The sequence below is a fragment of the Nostoc cf. commune SO-36 genome (assembly GCF_023734775.1).
Lineage (GTDB): Bacteria > Cyanobacteriota > Cyanobacteriia > Cyanobacteriales > Nostocaceae > Nostoc > Nostoc commune_A.
In genome coordinates, this window is the sequence record NZ_AP025732.1 from 5,162,100 (window position 1) to 5,182,499 (window position 20,400).

Genomic DNA, 20,400 nt, shown 5'->3' on the forward strand with positions numbered 1-20,400 from the left:
CAAGTTACTTCCTTAACCATAATTAGCGATGTATTTGCGATTTTCCCGTCGGTTATTTCTGTTTCATCTGCTAGGCTTCACATTTGTTGCCTGTCAACCAAAACCGTTTGAAGGTACGATAACTATCGGCGTTATCAACTACGGTGGAGGCGAACAGATAATTAACCAATATGCTAAATTCAATAGTTACTTGGGTGAAAAAACTAATGCATATATTCAGCTAGAGCCTGTTTTTAATGAAAATAGAGCGGTTGAACGCCTTGAGGCTCGTGCTTGGTCTTTGGTATTTGCTCCACCAGGTTTAGCGGCTATTGCGATCGCACGTCACCAATATGTTCCCCTATTTCCTTTAATAGGTATTAGTAATTTGCGCTCCATTTTCGTTGTTCGTAAAGATAATCCGATCACCGAATTGAAACAGCTACAAGGGCAAATAATCGCTTTAGGACAGTTAGGTTCAGCAACAGGATATTATCTTCCTCTTTACAATCTCTATGGTATAACACTAGCTGACATACTATTTGCACCCACACCTAAAGCCGCACTAGAATTAGTCGCTCAAGGGAAAGCTGCTGCTTGTGCTGTTTCGGAGGCAGAATTGAGTCTCTACGGTTCACAGTTGGGACAAACCGAATTCCGCATCCTATTTAAAGACCCTCACTATGTACCGTTAGGTATGGTTTTGATTGGGCCGAATATAGAACTTAACCGTCAAGAGTTTATTCGCAAAGTAATGAGTGATGTGCCTTCAGGTTTAGCCGAAGAGGTGGGGTATGTACCCAATGGACAAGTACCAAATTACAAATACATGATTTCTGTCGTTGATCGGGTAAGCTCAATTAGTTCTAAGCTACAAACAAAGCCTATACGTTTATTTTGAGTGAATTTGGGATTTTCAAAAAAGCGATATTAGGAATTCAAGACTCAGGACTGAGGACTATAGAAAGAGCTAGTTGATACAGCTGACGGCGGGGAAGGGAGGTAAATTTTGCTAACTGACGGCTAGCTTGCGATCGCGATATTCCCTGACTAATTAACTGTTTTAATTCGGCTTTCAATTCCTCTTCTGTCAGCTGAGGCTGACTGGCTGGAATTCCTGCCACTACTAATGTATATTCACCTTGGGGTTCTCGTTGGCTGTAGTGAGCGATCGCTTCAGCAATTGTCCCTCGCCAAAATTCCTCATATAATTTCGTTAACTCCCGCCCTAGCACAATTTGGCGATCGCTTCCCCAAACAAGAGCTAAATCTTGTAAAGTATCTCGCAAACGGTGGGGTGATTCGTAGAAAATCAATGTGCGAGATTCTGTTTGCAGAGATTCTAAATGCTCTTGTCTCTGTTGATTTTTCGCCGGGAGAAAGCCTTCAAAGACAAACCGATCCGTTGGTAATCCAGCTGCACTCAATGCCGTAATTGCTGCACTAGCGCCAGGAATGGGAACTACTGAAATTCCCGCCTCAATGCAGGCTTTCACCAGTTCATATCCTGGATCGGAAATACCTGGCATCCCAGCATCACTCACCAGAGCGATCGCTTTATTGTTAACTAAATGCTCTAATAATTCTGGGATGCGGCTGGTACGATTGTGTTCGTGGTAACTTAGCTGGGGTGTTTTAACTTGAAAATGCTGTAATAGTTTCCCTGTGTGACGCGTGTCTTCCGCAGCAATGATATCTACAGTCTGTAAAATTCTCACCGCGCGAAAGGTTATATCTTCCAGATTGCCAATTGGTGTGCCGACAACGTAAAGTGTTCCTGGTTTTGGATCGGTTTGCATGAGCAAGAATTAGGAGTTTGTAGAGACGCGATGAATCGCGTCTGTGCAGGAGTTAAAAATAATTGATGCACCTATACGAAGATAAATGATAAATGGATAATCTAAAATCCAAAATTCAAAATCTGAAATCGGCTCGTGGGTTATTTGTCGGCTTAGTAACCTTAGATTTGATTTACCTTGCTGACTCTGCCCCTAAGAATAATCAGAAGATTGTCGCTACTGACTATACCGTAGCGGCAGGTGGCCCAGCTACAAACGCGGCTGTGACTTTCAGCCATTTAGGAAATCAGGCTACAGTCTTGGGTGTAGTGGGTTCTCACCCCATGACGCAGCTAATTCGAGGTGATTTGGCGAATTACAAAGTTGCGATCGCAGACCTTGAGCCTACCACTGATTTAGCACCGCCTGTCTCTTCAATCATTGTCACTCAAGCTACGGGTGAACGAGCTGTGGTTTCCATCAATGCTGTAAAAACTCAAGCCAGCAGCGCATCTATCCCGTCGAATATTTTCCCAAATGTCGATATAGTACTAATTGATGGGCATCAGATGGCAGTTAGTTATGCCACAGCCCAACTAGCTAAAGCCAAGAATATCCCAGTAGTAATTGATGGTGGTAGCTGGAAACCTGGATTTGAGCAAATTCTGCCTTTCGTGGATTATGCCATCTGTTCGGCTAATTTTTATCCCCCGAACTGCCAGACTGGAGAAGACGTTTTTGCCTACCTGAATGGATTTAACATTCCTCACGTCGCCATTACCCACGGACAAAAACCAATTGAATACTTGAGTTGCACTAAAACTGGTATCGTAGATGTGCCGCAGATTCAAGCGGTTGATACATTGGGGGCTGGAGATATTTTTCACGGTGCTTTCTGTAATTACATTTTAAGGGAAAGTTTTACTGATGCACTGAGACTGGCAGCTAATATTGCTGCTGATTCATGTAAATTTTTTGGTACGCGGCGCTGGATGGATTTAAGATAATTCGTAATTCGTAATTCGTAATTAGTTAAACTAAGTATCGGTATGCTACCCTAATCACGCTTATACATATTTTTAGTTCAGGTCAAATTTAATGAAAGACTTACAAGAAATATTAGCGATCGCTCGTGAGGTAGGTTGGGGCGCAGCAGAGATACTGCGATCGTATTATCACGGAACTGCAAAAGACCCTAATTTAGAAGTACAATATAAACAAAATGAGCCTGTTACCGTTGCCGATGTAGCTGTGAGTCAATACATTTTGCAGAGGCTACAAGCAACTTTAGGTAACGAAGATTTTGCTTATATCAGTGAAGAAACTTACCAATTGCCAAGCGGTGTAGCACAGGCTTCTGCACCTTGGGTATGGATAATCGACCCTTTGGATGGCACACGAGACTTTATCCAAAAAACTGGAGATTATGCGGTTCACATTGCTTTAGTCAAGGAAACACGCCCAGTGTTGGCAGTGGTGGCAGTACCAGAGGCTCAAAAATTATATTACGCTACCAAAGGCGGAGGGACATTTGTAGAAACCCGTGATGGATCTCTCCCTTTACAAGTGTCGTCAGGCAAACGAGTTGAGGATTTAACCTTAGTCGTTAGTCGCTCTCACCGCAATCAACGCTTAGATTACCTACTACAAAACTTACCCTGTCAAAATCAGAAATCTGTGGGTAGTGTCGGGTGCAAAATCGCCACCATTATTGAGCAACACGCAGATATCTACATTTCCCTTTCTGGCAAGTCTGCGCCCAAAGATTGGGATATAGCAGCCCCAGAACTAATTTTAACAGAAGCTGGTGGTAAGTTTACCCACTTCGATGGTACCCCGTTGCAATATAACACTGGTGATATCAATCAATGGGGAGGTTTGCTTGCTAGTAACGGTGAATATCACGAACTGCTGTGCAAGGAAGCAGAAAAGATTTTAGCGCAGTTTGACCAAGACTAATAGAGACATGAGAATTTAGAGACCTAACACTGCTAGTTCTTTACAAGAGACTTCTTGCATAAGTCGGAGAAAGAGAAGGGGAAAAGGTTCTGTATTGTCCCCTTCCCCTTTAACCTTTACCCTTTTCCCCCTCTTGCAAAAAGCACTTTTGCAAGAGTTCTAAGAGGTTGTGGATAACCACAAGAAACACAAATATGATTTTGTTCACCATATTTTCTGCCGTTCATGCAGATACGAGTTGATCCACACCTTGGACACTGTATGGCAATGCCTTCTCTGCAAGACGCTACGCGAACGGCGGGCGTAGCCATCGCTCAAATTCATACTTCAATTATGCAACGCCCAGAATTGAGCTTATTATTTTTGTTGAAGTGCAAACTTTATATCTGTCACCTCTAATTCTCCTCCGGTGCTTATTAATACTACATTAATGCCTAAAACACTTTTTCCTTTAGTTGTATAGTTAGTTGGAAGTATTTTTTTGGTCAAATCAAACTTCAGAGAACTTGCAGACAACGGACTTTCATATAAGGAACGAGTGGGTTTATCGCCAATTAAAAATGAAGAAATAGCTACTTGTGCTGGTGCTTTCTTGACTTCGCCTTTGAAAGCTAAAGGCACAAGCCTAAATTGCTTTTGACTATTAGAAGTATTAATTCTAATGATACATGTAGTCCTTGATAAATTTGGGCTTACAGCTATCCGAGAGCTAAGTTTCAACTCATTTGTTTTCGGATTGAAATTTATATTACATCCCTTATTAACAGAAAATTGTGGCTGAGTTTCTATTGCACTAGCAATGCTAGATGAATTGGCACCATAAGAATATAAAAAAAACAAGGATATTAAGGTGAAAAAATTACGTGTGTCACTTAATCTCAACATAATCTACTCTCCATATACAGAAATTTGGAATCTTCAATAAGTAAGAAAGAATACATTCGGTAGAATCAATGAGTAGGGCATTTAGAACCCACCATTGATTGAAGACCACAAAAATACGGATTTAGTGAGGTATTTTACCGTCTATTCGTCCGCTTTTGCGGTGAGGATACTCAACTGAATTCTGCCGAATGTATTCTGTTTTGCTCAAAAATAAGAAGGACAATCAAATGGCGCTTTCACTGAGATTTACTTGTAGAATTGGTAGTTTTTCGATTCCCAACTCAAGCACATTTCTCATTCATACTGCTGACAAAATTTATAAGATAGCGAATGAAATAGCCCTGCCTGAAAAAGGGGTGCTAGGGCGAATAAATAACTACCTCAATCATAGCCAGTAACTAGGAAAACAACATCTGATACCAAGTTGCCAACCTGCGGTGTGTGGGATTAGAGATTAGTCAAACAACAAAGTTTTTACTAATATCATTATCTTCTTAAATTCCACAACAATAAGCAAATTAGCAAGGAGCTAGGTCTATACGCAATAGCACATCCCCAGCACTTAGATCGGCTGAATCAACAAAAATCTCACTTCCTGATGAGGATTGTGCAATCATATTAATACCTAATTGTCCTTGTCCACCACACGAAGCAGCTGCAACAAAAACATCATCTTGCTCCTGAAAAAGAAGATTGCTAGATTTAAACTGGGTAACTATAGGGCGAGCTGAGGTTATACCACCAAGAGCACCACCATTAAAGATATAGCTTCTGCTTAAGGTCGTACCTCTACTCAGTGGTTTAACATCAACACTTCCTTGGTACAGTATCTCTACATTTTGGACAATGAAGCCACTTGGAATGATAGTATCAATACGTAAAATACACCTTTGACGCGCACCCTCTTTTGCATTGAACTTATCCAAGAGGAGCGATAAGCTTCTACCGTCAGATCCAAGAAGCTGATCTGTAACAACACATCCACCACCAGATGCAATTGCCTTTCTAAAAGTAATACTAGGCGATACCTTAGCCAAAGCCGTGGTGGCAATAACGTTCATTCCAAAAATTGTAGATAAAGACAGTAATACACCAAATTTTTTAATGTTCATGTGAATTTGTAGTGATGTTGCTAGAGTTGTTTTTTGATGAAAAATGCATTCAGAAGACAGAAGGAATGAAGGCATCTTTGCTTTAATCCCACGCTTAAAAACATAGGATTGAAGCAAGAATACTTTGTGTCTGGTATTACACTTGTCGACACAATTTATTGTTATGGTAGTGGGCAATCACCCACCACTAAAATTTTGATTAATACTTACAGGCTTCTGCCTTCTTGAATTGTGGGAAATCCTTTCAGATATGCTTCATAGTGTTAAGCAATTTTTCGCCAACAGTATCAGCAAGCATGACATAAGCCGCCATGTAACGTCTGAAAGCCTTGCTACCGAGAAGATATCTAAACTTCTTCTCAAAAATATTTTCGTATATTTAGATTATGACTGGATATTAGATGTACGAATCAAAGAATTTACAATCCTTGATAGTTAACTACTTTGTTGTTTTATTGACATCACACTTAGTGCCGTATGCCATTGTCCCAAATCCTTTAAAGAATCGACCGTTTCTTGGCAGCTTCTCCTCGCCTGTCATACTTACTCTGGTTGTACTTGGTGACGTATGACCTGCAAGCTTCGCTATCGTGACGATATCTGCGCCAGCATCTAATAAATTACCGATAAAAGTTCTTCTAAAATCGGCGTTGCTGAAAGAGTGATGCTTGATTTGGCAAAATAGAGGAATGAAGTGTCCTAAATGCAACTCAACTCAAACTACTAAAAATGGGCATCGTCGAGACAGGCAATGCTACAAGTTTTGCAGTGTGGTAGCCAGTTCCTCGAAACCTATCGTCCTTTACCTGCTTAGTTCATTACAGTTTCAGCAACGCCGAGAATGAATATTTTTTAATTTGGTTTATAAGCATCTACACTGATAACAATCTTTACTTAATTGTATAAAGTAAGTAATTAAATATACAATAAAATCCTAGTTCATCGTGAACGATTCATCACTCATAAATCCTTAACTCTAGATATTCAGGAAAATGTTACGACTTTATCATTTATTACTAGGTTCTATTTTGCTGGTGTCAATACCAGTGGGAGCAAAATTTATTCTCCCCCAATTTTCTCCACCCAAAACAGTAAAACCCGCTGCTGTTGCAAAACTTGCCAACCCGAATGAGGGAAATATCTGGCAGAAAATCCTGGGAAATACTGCGCCTCCAACTAACTGGCAAGTTGCGGCTTGTGAGGGAAATGCACCCCTGTTGTGTGTCTCTTCCAAAGGGAAACTTTTAGGTACTGTTGAAATTAACGTTTACCCCTTAGCAAGCAATGAAGATTTCCAAAAAAGCTTGTAGCAGCTGGTATTCCACCTGGTTCTCAAGTGGACTACCAAAATTCCAAATACCAAACCCAAGTATTATCAGTACTAAAGATTTGGGTTGAAGACCACTACGCTGCTTTTGCGAAAGATCGTCAGGGTAAATATGGAAAAGAGATTACTTTCTTAACCTATCCACCGCAAGCAGTACCCATTGGTAAGCTTCAGGGAATCCGTTATGGGTTTGCTGGACTCAAGGAAAAAGGTGGAGTACAAGAGCAACATATCGGTCATGTTGCCTTTGATGGCAGTAAACTTTACGTAATTACCACTGCATTTGACACAGGTACACAAACAGGTAAGTTTGATAAACTAGAAAACTTAGCTATTTTTCAACCTTACTTGTATGCGATCGCAGCAGATTTGCGTTTACCCTAATTGACATGGGGCATGGAGTATTGTCCCCAGCCCCCATCAACCTAAATTTCAGCTACCGCCCGTTCAATCAAGCGACGTGCTAAAGTTTGCGTGCCGGTGTGTTCATAATAATTCGTTGCGACATCTAGGAACGCCGCGAGGTAGTCTAACTTATCATCGGCAATATCGGCAAAGCTTTGCAAGTGATGGACAACCTTTTGTGGCGTTAAATCATTGGCAGAGACTAATCCACTCATCCAACCTTTAACTGAGTCAAAGCTTTCGCCGATAAAGTTGAGTTTATTACCAGCATTGCTCCCTGGAATCACATCTTTGATATTTTGGAAAGTCGAGTTTTTTTCTAATTCCTGTGGATTTATTTGATTAAGCCCAGATATTGCTTTGCTGATGAAGTCTGGGCCTAGGGGTATCAAACCATCAACGCAAATTAATGCCACCATACGGATGAGTGACTCACCACTATACTCACCCAAAGAGGCGACAAAATCCCCAATACTATCTCCAGGAATGCCGTTAATTTGACAGAAGGCTACTAACTCAGCGACTAATTTCAATGTCAAATCTATGGTTTGGGCTTTATCAGGTTTAGGAGTAACAGAGTTTAAGAAACCCAACAAAGGAATTTTCTCACCAAGTTTGTTAGCTAATGCTGCTGCACCAAGTGCTTTATCTGTACCATCAACGGTTTGATATAACCATAAGGCTGTTTGGTATCCTTGCGATTTGTCGTTGAATAAATAAATCGCTCTTTCACCAATTTGCTGAATTAAATCTTCGTCGTCTTCGCCAGTGACGATCTTAATGGTGTTGACAAAGCCGACGGTATTTTGCCACTCTCCAGGAGCAACAAAATCAAGGGACTTCAACAGAGAAATGGTTAAGCCACCAGTTGGCAATTGATCAACCAAATCAACAATCGATTTGCTCACAAAAATCTCCTTATCTAAGTTTTGTTATCTAAATGTTCGTAGTGCAAATCATTTCAGTTTAGCCAGACCATTAAGATTAAACTTCTCTAGCCAATCTGCGCGATCGCTAGCTGTAAATGACGGATTGCTGGAAATTGCTTTTACTTGGTACTTACCTACTAAAATTGCAGTTTGCGTCTTACCAACTTCTATTGCGGGATAACCACCAATTTTTTTGGTGCTTTTCGAGAACTTGGCTGCCGCAGGTGTGCCAGTAGTATCAGAAATAGATAGTAATGCTATATCTTTACCGCCTTTTTTCAACTTCAAATTGGCAAAGCCTTTTTTCTCTTGGGTATAGACGCCCTGGTAGCCATCACTAGCTTTTGGAAAAAGTTTATTAAATTCGCTACCCTGAGTTGCAGTTTTAGCCACTGCAAGACCCTTGCTCTGTTGAGTGCTTTCTTTTTGCGCCTGGTCAAAACGTCCAGGTGCTTTTGGAGTACAGGCCGTTGTCAGTAGTACCACTGAGAGCAACAAAGCAGCTACTACCCTATGTCCACGGTGTATAATCATTCTTGGCTTTTCCTTATACTTGAGCTTTCAGGCAATTATCTGCGCTGCTAGCAATTATTACCCGTAAAATTTACTTTTTGATAATATATTGCCTAAGTTCTCAACTATAGCCCTCTAATTTTGATGCAACACCCATGATTATGGCGTTTCAAAAAAGAGTTTAGTGCCATACTCAACGTAGCAATTAACCCAATGCAAAAACGCCCCCCCTTTCGGGAGAGCGTCTTTTATTTATGGATTAGCGTTAAGAGCTTATCTCAAATTATGATTAACCGTTGATAGCAGGAGCGGTTAGAGCTACAGGAGCAAAGTCACCAGCAGCCAAGTCTAGAGGGAAGTTGTGAGCGTTGCGCTCGTGCATTACTTCCATACCCAAGTTAGCGCGGTTGATTACATCTGCCCAAGTTGCAATTACACGACCTTCAGAGTCAATGATCGATTGGTTGAAGTTGAAACCGTTCAAGTTAAACGCCATTGTGCTTACACCCAAGGCGGTAAACCAGATGCCGATTACAGGCCATGCTGCTAAGAAGAAGTGCAGTGAACGGCTGTTGTTAAATGAAGCGTATTGGAAGATTAGACGACCGAAGTAGCCGTGGGCTGCAACGATGTTGTAGGTTTCTTCTTCTTGACCGAATTTGTAACCGTAGTTTTGTGATTCGGTTTCGGTTGTTTCACGAACCAAGGAAGAAGTTACAAGTGAACCGTGCATTGCACTGAACAAACTTCCACCGAATACACCTGCTACACCGAGTTGGTGGAAGGGGTGCATCAAGATGTTATGTTCTGCTTGGAACACGATCATGAAGTTGAAGGTTCCAGAAATACCCAAGGGCATACCATCTGAGAAAGAACCTTGTCCGATTGGGTATACCAAGAAGACTGCGCTTGCTGCTGCTACTGGTGCAGAATAAGCTATAGCAATCCAAGGACGCATACCTAAGCGGTAGGATAGTTCCCATTCACGACCCAAGTAGCAGAATACGCCAATCAGGAAGTGGAAAATTACCAATTGGTAAGGGCCACCGTTGTACAACCACTCGTCTAAGGATGCTGCTTCCCAAATTGGGTAGAAGTGCAAGCCGATTGCATTGGAGGAAGGAACAACTGCACCGGAGATGATGTTGTTTCCGTAAATTAATGAACCTGCAACTGGTTCACGGATACCGTCGATGTCTACTGGAGGTGCTGCGATAAAGGCGATTACGAAGCAGGCGGTAGCGGCTAACAAGGTTGGAATCATGACTACGCCGAACCAACCGATGTAAATACGGTTGTTGGTGCTGGTGATCCATTCGCAGAATCGATCCCATACATTGGCGCTTGAGCGCTGTTGTAAGGTTGTTGTCATTGTTTTATAAGTGCGGTTAGTTATGTATGAATCAGGCGGTTTTGTTTTTGCCTGTGAATGTACTTTACAATGCTTTACAATTTTTAATCAACTTTTATTACTTCAGTAAACCTGATACAACTTATTAGTTTTGATTATTTAATCTCATGTCCGGTTAATCAAGCTGAATAAAAAATGTTTCAGAATTGTAATGACAAATAATTTGTCGCTCTGGGTAATTTGACAATTATTTTGTCGCTCAACAACACGAGTGGAGAATAACGGATTCGAACCGATGGCCTCTGCGGTGCGATCGCAGCACTCTACCAACTGAGCTAATTCCCCTTAATTGATGCTAAGTCAAGAGTAATATTACTCATTAACTCAATACATATTCACCATAAGTTATTTTAACATTCAGTTGCCGATGGTTGAGGCTGTTTTTGAGAATAAACCTTCTGTACACGCTCCAGTTCCAAATCACTGAGATAATCAACAGTCCAGTTACAGCAGCGCTGGAGCATGTGGAATGGGTAAGTATTCGCTACACCTACAACTTGCATGTGCGATCGCTTCGCTGCTGCGATACCAGCTGGAGTATCTTCAATTGCCAGACACTCGTGTGGTTGAAGATTCAAGTCAGGATATTCTTTATTCAGGCGTTTCACTGCCAGAAGATAACCGTCGGGTTCTGGTTTACTGGTGGTGATGTCATCACCGGCGACGATAATTTTAAAATGTTCAGCTAGTTTAGCTCGATGAAGTACTAATTCTATTTCTTGGCGAATAGCGCCACTGACTAATCCTAGTTTCAGATTTCGCGATCGCACCTGAAATATTAAATCTTCTACACCTGGATATAAAGGCAGTTTCTCTATTTTCTCTAATTCCACTGTATAAGCTTGGGCTTTGCGGTACAGCAACTGAGTTAAATAGTTTTCGTTGGCTACTCTACCACGATTAGCGAGTAGTTGCTGAAAACAAGCGCGATCGCTGCGTCCTAAAGAAGCTTGACGCTCATTTACGCGTTGGGGTTGGAGATTTTCTTCAATGAGAATCTCATCTATCAGTTGCAGGTGGATTGGCTCATCGTTAATGATGACACCATTAAAATCAAAAAGAACTGCCTTTAAACTCATGCCATTATGCCAAACGCTGGAGAACCAAGCCCCTCCAAATCATTATTATCTATTGATGTGGGAGTGTACTGACGGATATTTTCGGTTGCTATTGGTTTAACGCCGCTAGTTACCTGATTGATCCACCATACATCCTGCCATAGCACAGCTTCAAATCCGGCTGCACCCATATTCGCGTCCACGCTACCAGCAGCATACTCACGAATATATGGCTCCTCAAAAACATTATTAAGCCATTCTAACTGACGCAGAGTCTTTTGATTTCCATCTAAAATTAATACTTGCCCTCCAGTTACCAGCAACCTAAAGCTTTCCCGCAAAATTGCTAAAGACACCTCATTTGGTGTTTCGTGGAATAGCAAAGAAGCTGTCACTAAGTCAAATGTTGCGGCACTCAAACCAGTTTTTTCAGCATTCCCATGTCGCCAGACTATATCTAAACCAGCATTTCTAGCTTTATCTTCTGCCCTTACCAGCATATAGGGTGATAAGTCCAAACCAATAACTTCCGCTTGGGGAAAAGCCTGCTTTAACATTAAGGTAGTGGAACCAGTGCCGCAACCTAAGTCAAGTATGCGTCGTGGTTTTACCTTGACAGCATCAACTAAAGCCTGACGGACAATACTTTCATTAGGCGGCAGAACGTATTGAGTAATCGGATCGTAAGTCACTGCTGCACCGTAATTGAGATATCCGCCTGTAATTCCGTGAAAGTTTTGACTGCTGTAGTACGTGGGAATTATGACATCATCTCGTCGGAAGCGATCATACTCTTTTTCCCAATCAATACTATCAGCGTAACGCCGTAACCCTTCCTCATCAATCAAAAGACGCACTACAGGGGATAAAAAACGTTCCCAGATTGTATCTTGACGCACTGTCATAGGTGTTGTGTCAGAAATTGTTAGAGGTTTTTTCAAGCAGAGTTATTTTCTTTACAAATTTTAATACATCTTTTATTTCTGTAGCGAGCAGCTTGACTTTTGTAATTACTTTGGTTACATTTGTAGTACAAAGCATTACTTCCTAAAAGTAGTTCTTCAGCTTCACGAAAATTGAGCTAGCCAAATGAAAGACAATACAGCATTTAAATTGCTACAACTAAGTAGTAGGCTGTCAAGTTTAAATTGATGGGTAAACAAGTTTGTAAAAAGTACTAAAGTCTTGCATATAAACCCGAAAAAATAGCTTGAAAAGTAACTAAATAATGAGTTGTAAATGGTACTGATAATTATCAGTACTATCAGATTAATCCCAAATCTAAAATTTAAAATCCAAAATACAAAAAATTATGCCCTACGAAAAATTAGAAATTACTACACCAGCACCCGTCTTATCTTGGGCAAATCATTCTTTGGGGCCAGAAGAAACTAAGATGGCAAAGAATGTGGCATCATTACCATTTGTATTTAAGCACGTCGCATTAATGCCCGATGTTCACTTAGGAAAAGGTGCTTTAGTAGGTTCTGTAATTGCAACCAAAGAAGCAATTATTCCAGCTGCTGTCGGTGTCGATATTGGTTGCTTCATAGGAGATACCTTAATTCCTCTAGCGGATGGTAAATCTTATCGTATTAAAGACCTAATGGACTGGGGTACAGAGTTTATTGTTTATGCTTGTACGCCAACCGGAAAAATTGTTGCGGCTCAAGCAACTGCTAAATTGACTAGACGGAATGCTCCACTTGTGAAAGTGATACTGGATAACAGCGAAGAAATTATTTGTACTCCCGATCACCAATTCATGCTTCGGGACGGAACCTATAAAGAAGCTCAATTACTTCAAGCAGAGACTTCCTTAATGCCCTTTTACTCTAAGACTGACAAAGATGGCTATACCCTGATTACTCAGCCATACTCCAGCAGATGGCAAAAAGCACACTGGATTATTGCTAGGTCTGGGTTACTAGGCAAGGTTCCTAGATTTGAGGGACAGAAAACAGTTATTCATCATCAGAATTTCGATGAATCTGATAATCGACCAGAAAATCTTGAATTCATGGGTAATCGCGATCATTCTGCTTACCACCGCTCTCTAGTGGAGCGTAACCAACACTGGCAATCTGTCGAATTTGAACAAAAAAGAGTTGCTTCCCTTGCTCAAAAAGCAAAAACTCCAGAAGGATACCAATACTATGCTGAACGGGGAACTAAGAATATCCTTCAATACATGGAACAGCAACCAGAGCATTTTAAAAATGCAGTTGCAGGTAATGGTAATCGGGGTAAACAATATCTAATTGAATATAACAAGAGTGAAAAAGGGAGAGAAAAGTCTCAAGAGATTGCTAACCGATACTATAGCTGTGAAATTTGTGGTGTAGATGTCAAAACTCCAATTGGACTCCACAATCACCGCAGAAAAGAACATCAATGTAATCACAAAGTTGTAGCAGTAAATCCCCTAAATTACACAGAGGATGTTTACTGTCTAACAGTACCGGAGTACCATAATTTCGCGCTGAAAGCCGGAGTATTTGTTCATAACTGTGGGATGAGCGCGATCAAAACAGTATTTAACGCTGGACAACTAGAAGGTAAACTGAAGAAAATCCGCCTGGATATTGAAGCAGCAATTCCGACTGGATTCAACGAAAATAAAGACGTTGAAAAATCTGTCGGCAACTGGCAACACTGGGATGATTTTAAAGACTTGCATCGCGGTGTGCAAGACCTACAAAGTAAAGCCATGAAACAGATGGGTTCTCTCGGTGGAGGAAACCACTTTATTGAAGTGTGCCTCGATACAGAGAACCAAGTTTGGCTGATGCTACATTCTGGTTCGCGCAACATCGGCAATAAACTAGCTCAGTGTCATATTCACACAGCCAGGGAATTAGCAAAAATGGCAGGTAATAAATTGCCTGACCCTGATTTGGCTCATTTTGTCGCTGGTACGCCAGAATTTCAAGCATATTGGCACGATTTGCAATGGTCACAAAACTATGCGCGTGTCAACCGTGATGTGATGATGGCGCGTTTTAAGCACATAGTTGAGAAGCATCTGGCAGGTGGGAAGGCAACTAAACCTTTATTGCAGGTTAATTGTCATCACAATTACGCTGAAAAAGAAGTGCATTTTGACGAGGATGTATATGTAACTCGCAAAGGTGCAGTCCGCGCTCAAATTGAAGATTATGGGATTATTCCTGGTTCGATGGGGGCAAAGTCTTTCATCGTTAAGGGTAAAGGTAATGCGCATAGCTTCTGTTCTTGTAGTCATGGTGCAGGGCGTTTAATGTCTAGAAATAAGGCAAAAAACGTTTACACACTTGATGATTTGATAGAGCAAACAAATGGCGTAGAATGCCGCAAAGATGAGGGTGTATTAGATGAAATTCCTGGTGCTTATAAGTCTATAGATGAGGTGATTAATCAACAAACAGACCTTGTTGAAATAGTTGCTACTTTGAAACAAGTTGTGTGTGTAAAAGGCTAAAAACGAATGGCACTAAGATAAGTCCAAAGTCTTGTGTTGCCTCGTTCCCAGGCTGGAGCCTGGGAACGCATTCTGGGAGGCTCTGCCTCTGGTCAAGAAAGAGGAGGCAGCAGCTAGGGTGTTGACTCTGTGACTTTTTAGAAGTTAACAAATCATGCAAAATATGTGTAGTCATTGCGAGCGGAGCGTTCGCGGAGCGTCTCGTTGGCGCAGCCTCTCGTAGAGAAGAGAAGCAATCCCAGAGATTTTGCGATTGCTTCGCAAAGCTCGCAATGACACAAGAGAGATTTTGCCCTGACACAAAAATAGTATGAGTCAAAAACGCCCAAATTTCATCAAAGTCAACAGCCTAGGCTCTGTCTCTAGTCAGATATTGAGTCAGAGACTCAATGAATGCATTCCCAGTCTGAGACTGGGAACGAGGAAAAACGAGGAAAGTCTTATCAAGCTAGGTTTTTAGGACTTGTGCGTACACCGTAGGTCTTCAGACAGGGAACGAGGTTAAACAAGGCTTTCGCCTTTTTTGTTAGCTCAAATCTAAAGTTCTTGACGCGTGGGACGGATAATCATTTCATTCACATCAACATCAGCAGGCTGCTCGATGGCGTAGGCGATCGCCCTGGCAATAGCATCTGCATCAATAGCGATCGCATAAAGTTGATCCATTCCGGCTGCTATGTCTTTATCGGTAATCGTGGAAGTCAACTCAGTGGCAACGGCTCCTGGTGAAATATTAGTCGAACGGATTTCGCCGTTTGACTCTAGCCGCAACCCTTCAGAAATCGCTCGCACTGCGTACTTGGTAGCACAGTAAACTGCTGACCCCGGAAACACCTTATGTCCGGCGACTGATGATAGGTTAATAATATGACCAGACTTTTGCTGACGCATAATCGGCAATACGGCAGCAATCCCATAGAGAACGCCCTTGATGTTGACATCGATCATCTGATCCCACTCTTCCACCTTTACTTGATCGAGGGGAGAGAGCGGCATCAAACCTGCATTATTGATTAGTACGTCGATACGGCTGTATGTACTCAAAGTTTCCTTCGCCAAGGCTTCCACTTGTGCGCGATCTGCCACATCTGTCACTCGATAGGTTGCAGTCCCTCCTGATTTAGCGATCGCTGCAACCAGTTCTTTCAACCGATCTTCGCGCCGGGCAGCCAGCATCAGCTTGGCTCCACTAGCAGCAAGTCGCTTCGCGGTTGCCTCACCTAAACCACTGCTGGCTCCGGTAATGATTACCACTTTGTTTTGAATCTCAGACATATTGATTCCTGCGGGTTATTGAGTGTGGTTTATGAAACATTGAGTGCTAAGTATAAACATTTTAAATCCTATTGTTATGCTACCTCTATAGTATCGAGTAAACAGAGTAATGTTGAAATTTTTTGCTGACCGTGGTGGTACATTCACAGATATTGTCGCTGTTACTAATAATCAAGTAATTATAGATAGACTTTTAAAGCATTCTGAACGTTTTTTAATTGTGAATTTGCCTAATCAGCAATGGATTATAGTCTATAAACTACTTTCAGAAAATCCCGAACAATATCAAGATGCAGCCATCCAAGGCATTCGGGATATCATGGGTATTTCTAGTAATGAACCCATTCCTAATGAAACGATAGAAGTGATAAAAATGGGCACAACAGTAGCAACAAATGCGCTGTTAGAAAGGAAAGGCGATCGCGTCGTTCTTCTCGTTACCAAAGGCTTTAAAGATGCCTTAATAATTGGCTATCAAAACCGTCCTAATATTTTTGCTCGGCAGATAATTTTACCAACCATGCTTTATGAACAAGTGGTTGAGATAGATGAACGCTACGATGCCAACGGAAACGAATTAATACCTATTAATATTGAACAAATAAAAACTGACTTAGAAGCAGTTTACCAGACAGGAATTCGGAGTTGCGCTATTGTTTTTATGCACAGCGATCGCTATCCTAATCACGAACAACAAATAGCCCAACTTGCTTTAAAAATCGGCTTTAGCCAAATATCCGTATCCCATCAAGTTAGTCCGTTAATGAAGTTAGTTAGCCGAGGAGATACAACAGTAGTCGATGCTTATTTAACTCCTATTCTGCGTCGCTATGTTAACCAAGTAGCGAGTCAGTTACCCGGAGTTAAATTAATGTTTATGAAATCTGATGGCGGTTTAGTTGCAGCCGAACAATTTCAAGGAAAAGATAGTATTTTAAGTGGCCCGGCTGGTGGTATTGTTGGCGCAGTTCAAACTAGTAAAAGGGCAGGTTTCAAGTTAGTTATCACTTTTGATATGGGTGGAACAAGTACAGATGTTGCCCACTTTAAAGGAGAGTATGAACGACAACTAGATTCAGAAATTGCTGGGGCACGGATGCGAGTTCCTGTATTAGCAATTAATACTATTGCTGCTGGCGGTGGTTCAGTTCTCTTTTTTGATGGTTCTAGCTATCGTGTCGGGCCGAAATCTGCTGGATCAAATCCTGGGCCTGCTTGTTATCGACGTGGCGGGCCATTAACAGTTACTGATGCCAATGTGATGTTAGGCAAAATTCACCCACAATATTTTCCTTCAGTTTTTGGAATTGAGGGCAATTTACCTTTAGATAAAGATATTGTCATTCAGAAATTTAGACAATTAGCCCAAGACATTCAAGGCGCTACATTAAATGATTGTACTCCTGAACAAGTAGCCGCAGGATTTATTGCGATCGCAGTGGACAATATGGCAAACGCAATTAAAAAAATCAGTTTGCAACGTGGTTATGATGTTACCCAATATGTGCTTTGTTGCTTTGGTGGTGCAGGTGGGCAAGTCGCTTGTTTAATTGCCGATACCTTGGGAATTAAACAAATATTTTTACATCCTTATGCCGGTGTTCTCTCTGCTTACGGAATGGGATTAGCTGATGTACGAGCAATTAGAGAAGGAGGTGTAGAACAGCCTTTAACTCAAGCATTACTCCCGAAATTATGGCAGTTAATGGAAAATTTAGAAGCTCAAGCTAGAAGTGAAATAAATGAAGCTAATATTCAACTAGAAATAGTCCAAAAAGTCAACTTAAAATATGTAGGAACTAACTCTACATTGACTGTTAATTTTGCCGATGATGTGGTAGAGATGCGGCAAGAGTTTGAACTTGAACATAAATCCCGTTATGGTTTCATTCAATTAGATAAAACTTTAATTGTCGAATCAGCTTCAGTAGAAGTAATTCAGAAAATGGATACTCCTGAAGAACCCTTAATTACTCGTACTCGCCCTTTAGATGAAGCTCCTGCATCTCTTGAAACAGTAAGGATGTTTAGTAGCGATAGATGGTATAATACTCTGGTTTACCGACGAGAAGATTTACAACCAGAAGATAGTATTAATAGCCCTGCGATCGTTGTCGAAAAAATTAGCACAATTGTAGTGGAACTTAACTGGCAAGCAAGATTAACTACGGACAATCATTTAATTTTACAGCGTCTATAAACTGCTTATACAGCAAGTATTTGTGGTGTCCAAGTTAAAAAACAGCGATTACCTTTCTGCTCGGTAATTTTTGCACCTAGCCGATCATAAAAACTAAGTCCGCGCCTATTGCGAACATCAGCATTCCAAGCAAGATGGGTACAGTCATTATCCTTTGCAACTTGAGCTAAATAATTCATTAACATGGCTCCTGCTCCCTGGCTTCTCATATCTTCATCCACGTACAAATCATCAAGCCAAATACTCGGTTGCCCTATAAAAGAGGAGTATCTAAATCCATATAAAGCAAACCCAACCACACACTCTGAAGTTTCTGCAAATAAAACGTAAGAAAAAGGTACTGCTCCAAAAATTGTTTTACGTATTTTATCCTCAGTAACTTTAAGTACACCAGAATAAGCACCAATGCTTCTATCAAACTCAGATTTTTTTTGGACAAAGGAAAGAATTAATAATACGTCATCAGGTGTAGCAAATCGAATCTTCATTAAACTACTTTTAATCACTTTAGTAGATAATTTTAGCAAAGAATAGGAATCAAAATGTACACAACAACTCAACCAGATCCTGTCCGCTTAGAAATATTCAAAAATCTTTATCAATTTATCGCCGAACAAATGGGAATTGTGTTACAAAACACAGCAACATCAGTGAATATCAAAGAAAGGCTGGATTTCTCCTGCGCTATTTTTGATTCATCGGGATTATTAGTAGCAAACGCTCCTCATATTCCCGTACATTTAGGCTCAATGAGTGAAAGTGTCCGCAGTTTAATTAATGATAAAGGCGACACTCTCAAACTGGGAAATGTCTATCTATCTAATAATCCCTATAACGGCGGAACCCACCTACCTGATGTCACTGCAATTACCCCAGTTTTTCTGGAAAATAGTGAAAATAATCCATACCCAATCCCCCTATTTTTTGTTGCTTCTCGTGGACACCAAGCAGATATCGGGGGAATTACTCCCGGCTCAATGCCTCCACAAAGTACCACAGTAGAAGAAGAAGGAATTATTTTTGATAATTTTCTCTTGGTTGAAGAGGGAAATTTTCGAGAAACCGCAGTCAGACAGCACCTCTCAAATCATACTTATCCTGCTCGTAACCCTGAGCAAAATATCGCTGATTTTAAAGCACAAATCGCCGCAAATGAAAGGGGAGTTCAAGAACTTCGTAAAATGGTTTTACAATATAAGCTCAATATTGTTCAAGCTTATATGAGCTTTGTGCAAGCTAATGCTGAGGAGTCGGTTAGACGTGCGATCGCAGTTCTCAAGGATGGCTCATTTACTTATAAAATGGATAACGGCGCACAAATTCAAGTTAAAGTAACCATTCACCCAGAAAACCGCAGTGCCACGATTGATTTTACTGGGACTTCTCCACAACTAAATAGTAATTTTAATGCTCCTAAAGCTGTGACTCAAGCAGCAGTTTTATATGTCTTTCGTACTTTAGTTGATGATAATATTCCTCTCAATGCTGGGTGTCTTAATCCTCTAGAAATTATTATCCCGGTTGGCTGTATGCTCAACCCAACCTATCCCGCCGCAGTAGTTGCGGGTAATGTAGAAACTTCTCAAACTATTGTTGATACTTTATACGGTGCTTTGGGTGTGATAGCTGCTTCTCAAGGAACTATGAATAATTTTACTTTTGGTAATGAGCAATACCAATATTATGAAACTATCTGCGGCGGCTCTGGAGCAGGAATTAATTTTGATGGAACTGATGGTGTTCATTCCCACATGACTAACTCCCGCTTGACCGACCCAGAAGTTTTAGAAACCCGTTATCCTGTACTTTTAGAAAGTTTTAGTCTTCGTCTTGATAGCGGTGGCAAAGGAAAATATTCAGGTGGTAATGGAGTTGTCCGCCGCATTCGATTTCTAGAACCCATGACAGCTAATATTCTCTCTAGTCATCGGGTTGTTCCTCCCTTTGGATTAAATGGTGGCGAAGCAGGAAAAGTAGGACGAAACTGGATACAACGTCAGGATGGAATTGAAGAGAATTTAGATAGTACAGCAACAGTAGAGATGAAAACTGGAGATGTTTTTGTGATAGAAACTCCTGGCGGTGGTGGATTTGGAAGTTCCTAAACCC

Annotated in this window: 15 protein-coding genes, 1 tRNA gene and 5 pseudogenes; 9 read left to right on the forward strand and 12 right to left on the reverse strand. The window is 41.1% G+C overall.

What is annotated here, in order from left to right:
• Positions 1–28: 28 nt before the first annotated feature.
• A complete protein-coding gene (locus ANSO36C_RS23380; protein WP_251956450.1) occupies positions 29–880 on the forward strand; it encodes a phosphate/phosphite/phosphonate ABC transporter substrate-binding protein in 852 nt (283 codons plus the stop codon).
• Between the two features lie 37 nt (positions 881–917).
• Here ANSO36C_RS23380 and rsmI read toward each other — a convergent pair whose 3' ends face one another.
• The gene (gene rsmI, locus ANSO36C_RS23385) at positions 918–1,778 is read right to left on the reverse strand and encodes a 16S rRNA (cytidine(1402)-2'-O)-methyltransferase (protein ID WP_251956451.1); all 861 of its coding nucleotides are present in this window, start codon (positions 1,776–1,778) and stop codon (positions 918–920) included.
• Positions 1,779–1,870: 92 nt separating this feature from the next.
• Here rsmI and ANSO36C_RS23390 point away from each other — a divergent pair, with 92 nt between their 5' ends.
• Entirely contained in the window at positions 1,871–2,764 is an 894-nt protein-coding gene (locus ANSO36C_RS23390; protein WP_251956452.1) for a sugar kinase, read from the forward strand.
• A gap of 91 nt (positions 2,765–2,855) precedes the next feature.
• Entirely contained in the window at positions 2,856–3,716 is an 861-nt protein-coding gene (locus tag ANSO36C_RS23395; RefSeq protein WP_251956453.1) for a 3'(2'),5'-bisphosphate nucleotidase CysQ family protein, read from the forward strand.
• 357 nt (positions 3,717–4,073) lie between these two features.
• Here ANSO36C_RS23395 and ANSO36C_RS23400 read toward each other — a convergent pair whose 3' ends face one another.
• The 3 genes and pseudogenes from ANSO36C_RS23400 to ANSO36C_RS23410 form a co-directional block, all read right to left on the reverse strand.
• Positions 4,074–4,601 (reverse strand): hypothetical protein, encoded by a 528-nt coding sequence (locus tag ANSO36C_RS23400; RefSeq protein WP_251956454.1) that lies wholly within the window; start codon positions 4,599–4,601, stop codon positions 4,074–4,076.
• A 518-nt stretch (positions 4,602–5,119) separates the two neighbouring features.
• Positions 5,120–5,830 carry a DUF4360 domain-containing protein gene (locus tag ANSO36C_RS23405; RefSeq protein WP_251956455.1) on the reverse strand — a complete coding sequence of 237 codons (711 nt, stop codon included), beginning with the start codon at positions 5,828–5,830 and terminating at the stop codon, positions 5,120–5,122.
• A 380-nt stretch (positions 5,831–6,210) separates the two neighbouring features.
• Positions 6,211–6,374, reverse strand: a pseudogene (locus tag ANSO36C_RS23410) (tyrosine-type recombinase/integrase); the annotation flags it as partial.
• A gap of 331 nt (positions 6,375–6,705) precedes the next feature.
• On the opposite strand from ANSO36C_RS23410, the pseudogene ANSO36C_RS35030 reads away from it, so the two are divergent.
• Positions 6,706–7,424 (forward strand): annotated as a pseudogene (locus ANSO36C_RS35030) (hypothetical protein).
• A 41-nt stretch (positions 7,425–7,465) separates the two neighbouring features.
• On the opposite strand, the gene ANSO36C_RS23420 reads toward ANSO36C_RS35030, so the two are convergent.
• The 6 genes from ANSO36C_RS23420 to ANSO36C_RS23445 all read right to left on the reverse strand — a co-directional run bounded on the left by ANSO36C_RS23420 (position 7,466) and on the right by ANSO36C_RS23445 (position 12,261).
• A complete protein-coding gene (locus ANSO36C_RS23420) occupies positions 7,466–8,353 on the reverse strand; it encodes a hypothetical protein (protein ID WP_251956456.1) in 888 nt (295 codons plus the stop codon).
• Between the two features lie 48 nt (positions 8,354–8,401).
• Positions 8,402–8,908 (reverse strand): hypothetical protein, encoded by a 507-nt coding sequence (locus ANSO36C_RS23425; protein WP_251956457.1) that lies wholly within the window; start codon positions 8,906–8,908, stop codon positions 8,402–8,404.
• 268 nt (positions 8,909–9,176) lie between these two features.
• Positions 9,177–10,259: a photosystem II q(b) protein gene (psbA, locus tag ANSO36C_RS23430; protein ID WP_251956458.1), complete on the reverse strand. Its 1,083-nt coding sequence runs from the start codon at positions 10,257–10,259 to the stop codon at positions 9,177–9,179.
• Positions 10,260–10,510: 251 nt separating this feature from the next.
• Positions 10,511–10,583: transfer RNA gene (locus ANSO36C_RS23435), tRNA-Ala, on the reverse strand.
• A gap of 65 nt (positions 10,584–10,648) precedes the next feature.
• Entirely contained in the window at positions 10,649–11,377 is a 729-nt protein-coding gene (locus ANSO36C_RS23440) for an HAD family hydrolase (protein WP_251956459.1), read from the reverse strand.
• Positions 11,374–12,261 (reverse strand): class I SAM-dependent methyltransferase, encoded by an 888-nt coding sequence (locus ANSO36C_RS23445; protein ID WP_251956460.1) that lies wholly within the window; start codon positions 12,259–12,261, stop codon positions 11,374–11,376. The genes ANSO36C_RS23440 and ANSO36C_RS23445 overlap by 4 nt, the downstream gene beginning before the upstream one ends.
• 407 nt (positions 12,262–12,668) lie before the next feature.
• Between ANSO36C_RS23445 and ANSO36C_RS35310 the strand changes: the two are divergent.
• The 3 pseudogenes from ANSO36C_RS35310 to ANSO36C_RS34430 all read left to right on the forward strand — a co-directional run.
• Positions 12,669–12,902 (forward strand): annotated as a pseudogene (locus ANSO36C_RS35310) (RtcB family protein); the annotation flags it as partial.
• 48 nt (positions 12,903–12,950) lie between these two features.
• A pseudogene (locus ANSO36C_RS34425) lies at positions 12,951–13,835 on the forward strand (RtcB family protein); the annotation flags it as partial.
• Positions 13,836–13,865: 30 nt separating this feature from the next.
• Positions 13,866–14,816 (forward strand): annotated as a pseudogene (locus tag ANSO36C_RS34430) (RtcB family protein); the annotation flags it as partial.
• Positions 14,817–15,353: 537 nt separating this feature from the next.
• Here the strand turns inward: ANSO36C_RS34430 and ANSO36C_RS23455 are convergent.
• The gene (locus tag ANSO36C_RS23455) at positions 15,354–16,091 is read right to left on the reverse strand and encodes an SDR family oxidoreductase (RefSeq protein ID WP_251956462.1); all 738 of its coding nucleotides are present in this window, start codon (positions 16,089–16,091) and stop codon (positions 15,354–15,356) included.
• A gap of 109 nt (positions 16,092–16,200) precedes the next feature.
• On the opposite strand from ANSO36C_RS23455, the gene ANSO36C_RS23460 reads away from it, so the two are divergent.
• Entirely contained in the window at positions 16,201–18,291 is a 2,091-nt protein-coding gene (locus tag ANSO36C_RS23460; RefSeq protein WP_251956463.1) for a hydantoinase/oxoprolinase family protein, read from the forward strand.
• Positions 18,292–18,296: 5 nt separating this feature from the next.
• Here the strand turns inward: ANSO36C_RS23460 and ANSO36C_RS23465 are convergent, their stop codons facing one another.
• Positions 18,297–18,818, reverse strand: coding sequence for a GNAT family N-acetyltransferase (locus ANSO36C_RS23465; protein ID WP_251956464.1), 522 nt, complete (start codon positions 18,816–18,818; stop codon positions 18,297–18,299).
• 15 nt (positions 18,819–18,833) lie between these two features.
• Between ANSO36C_RS23465 and ANSO36C_RS23470 the strand changes: the two genes are divergently transcribed.
• Positions 18,834–20,396 carry a hydantoinase B/oxoprolinase family protein gene (locus ANSO36C_RS23470; protein WP_251956465.1) on the forward strand — a complete coding sequence of 521 codons (1,563 nt, stop codon included), beginning with the start codon at positions 18,834–18,836 and terminating at the stop codon, positions 20,394–20,396.
• The last annotated feature ends 4 nt before the right edge of the window (positions 20,397–20,400 follow it).

Coding starts and splice junctions, on each gene's coding strand:
- ANSO36C_RS23380 (WP_251956450.1), top strand. CDS start 29: ATGTATTTGCGATTTTCCCGTCGGTTATTTCTGTTTCATCTGCTAGGC.
- ANSO36C_RS23455 (WP_251956462.1), bottom strand. CDS start 16,091: ATGTCTGAGATTCAAAACAAAGTGGTAATCATTACCGGAGCCAGCAGT.
- ANSO36C_RS23425 (WP_251956457.1), bottom strand. CDS start 8,908: ATGATTATACACCGTGGACATAGGGTAGTAGCTGCTTTGTTGCTCTCA.
- ANSO36C_RS23395 (WP_251956453.1), top strand. CDS start 2,856: ATGAAAGACTTACAAGAAATATTAGCGATCGCTCGTGAGGTAGGTTGG.
- ANSO36C_RS23400 (WP_251956454.1), bottom strand. CDS start 4,601: ATGTTGAGATTAAGTGACACACGTAATTTTTTCACCTTAATATCCTTG.
- psbA (WP_251956458.1), bottom strand. CDS start 10,259: ATGACAACAACCTTACAACAGCGCTCAAGCGCCAATGTATGGGATCGA.
- ANSO36C_RS23445 (WP_251956460.1), bottom strand. CDS start 12,261: ATGACAGTGCGTCAAGATACAATCTGGGAACGTTTTTTATCCCCTGTA.
- rsmI (WP_251956451.1), bottom strand. CDS start 1,778: ATGCAAACCGATCCAAAACCAGGAACACTTTACGTTGTCGGCACACCA.
- ANSO36C_RS23440 (WP_251956459.1), bottom strand. CDS start 11,377: ATGAGTTTAAAGGCAGTTCTTTTTGATTTTAATGGTGTCATCATTAAC.
- ANSO36C_RS23460 (WP_251956463.1), top strand. CDS start 16,201: ATGTTGAAATTTTTTGCTGACCGTGGTGGTACATTCACAGATATTGTC.
- ANSO36C_RS23390 (WP_251956452.1), top strand. CDS start 1,871: ATGGATAATCTAAAATCCAAAATTCAAAATCTGAAATCGGCTCGTGGG.
- ANSO36C_RS23470 (WP_251956465.1), top strand. CDS start 18,834: ATGTACACAACAACTCAACCAGATCCTGTCCGCTTAGAAATATTCAAA.